Below are 1,443 nucleotides of genomic sequence, written 5' to 3' on the forward strand. Positions count from 1 at the left end.
AGAGACAGCCTCTGATCGTTCGCGTACCCCCGACCGGATTCGAACCGGCGCTACCGCCTTGAGAGGGCGGCGTGCTAGGCCGCTACACAACGGGGGCCTTGCGGATGCGAGATCCGCGGTTGCAGATGAGCTCTGCGAGCTGGCCTACCAGGACTCGAACCTAGAATGACGGTACCAGAAACCGTAGTGTTGCCAATTACACCATAGGCCATGGCGGTTTAGACCAATCAGGCCTAGACCAGTACCCCCGACCGGATTCGAACCGGCGCTACCGCCTTGAGAGGGCGGCGTGCTAGGCCGCTACACAACGGGGGCCCTAGCGATCCTGGCATCAAGGTCGGCGGGAGCTACCCATACCGTCCTCACGAGAAGGATCTGTACCCCCGACCGGATTCGAACCGGCGCTACTGCCTTGAGAGGGCAGCGTGCTAGGCCGCTACACAACGGGGGCTTTGTGGATCTGGAATCCACGGTTGCAGATGAGCTCTGCGAGCTGGCCTACCAGGACTCGAACCTAGACTAACGGAACCAGAAACCGTCGTGCTGCCAATTACACCATAGGCCACCAAACCACAATCCCCGGGGGGATCTTGCTTGGCTTGCGCTTCCGGGTTTCGGCCTTTCGGCCCGTTCCCCTCGGCGCAGGAAGAACATTACCCGAAGGTGTCCGGCGCTCCAAAACGGGTATCGCCCGCCAGCAGCGCGGGCAGCTGATCGAGGCCTGTGATGCGGGTGAGTTCGGGTCGGCCGCCCCGCTCCGCGCGGTCCAGCCAGATGCCCGTCAGGCCCGCCTCGACGGCGCCCCGCGCGTCCGTGTCCGGCTGGTCACCGACGTAGGCGACCTCGTGCGGGGCGAGGGCCAGCTCGGCGCAGACGGCGTGGAAGGCGGCGGCCTCGGGCTTGGCCACGCCGAGTTCGGCGGCGCAGACGACGGCCTCGAAGCGGTCGCGCACGCCGAGGACGCGCAGCTTCCGCTCCTGGTTGTGCAGGGAGGAGTTGGACAGGACCGCGTGCCGGTATCCGCCGGCGAGCGTGTCCAGGGCGGGCACGGTGTCGGGGAACAGGGCCCAGGCGGCCTCGTAGTGGACGATGTAGCGCCCGAACCAGGCGTCGGCCGCCTCGTCGTCCAGCGCGGCGTCCACGAAGCCGCGTACGCGGTCCCTGCGCTGGCCCTCCCAGTCCGTGGCGCCCGCCTCGAAGCGGGCCCAGTGCGCACGGGTCAGCTCCCGCCAGCGCTCCAGCGCCCGCTCCACGCTGCCGAAGGCGCCCAGCTGCCCCTCCGCGGTGAGGTGGGCGCGCATGCCGGCGGTGTCGGCTCCCGCGTAGTCGAAGATCGTGTCGTCGATGTCCCAGACCACGGCTCTGATCGGCATGGTCCGACCGTACGTCGCCGGGGCGCGCGCCGGGTCCGGAAACGGGTGAAGGCCGGAACCCGTGGTGGGT

Annotated in this window: 1 protein-coding gene and 5 tRNA genes; all 6 read right to left on the reverse strand. The window is 68.2% G+C overall.

The genetic code is table 11. From position 1 onward, the window contains the following. Positions 1–24: 24 nt before the first annotated feature. The 6 genes from ACFW9D_RS33380 to ACFW9D_RS33405 all read right to left on the reverse strand — a co-directional run bounded on the left by ACFW9D_RS33380 (position 25) and on the right by ACFW9D_RS33405 (position 1,373). A tRNA-Glu gene (locus ACFW9D_RS33380) sits at positions 25–97 on the reverse strand. Positions 98–139: 42 nt separating this feature from the next. After that, positions 140–211 (reverse strand) — tRNA-Gln (locus ACFW9D_RS33385). Between the two features lie 31 nt (positions 212–242). Then, a tRNA-Glu gene (locus ACFW9D_RS33390) sits at positions 243–315 on the reverse strand. Positions 316–378: 63 nt separating this feature from the next. Then, positions 379–451: transfer RNA gene (locus ACFW9D_RS33395), tRNA-Glu, on the reverse strand. Between the two features lie 42 nt (positions 452–493). Further along, positions 494–565 (reverse strand) — tRNA-Gln (locus tag ACFW9D_RS33400). Between the two features lie 88 nt (positions 566–653). After that, entirely contained in the window at positions 654–1,373 is a 720-nt protein-coding gene (locus ACFW9D_RS33405; protein ID WP_384628293.1) for an HAD family hydrolase, read from the reverse strand. Positions 1,374–1,443 lie beyond the last annotated feature (70 nt).

This window comes from Streptomyces sp. NPDC059524 (genome assembly GCF_042749255.1).
Lineage (GTDB): Bacteria > Actinomycetota > Actinomycetes > Streptomycetales > Streptomycetaceae > Streptomyces > Streptomyces xanthii.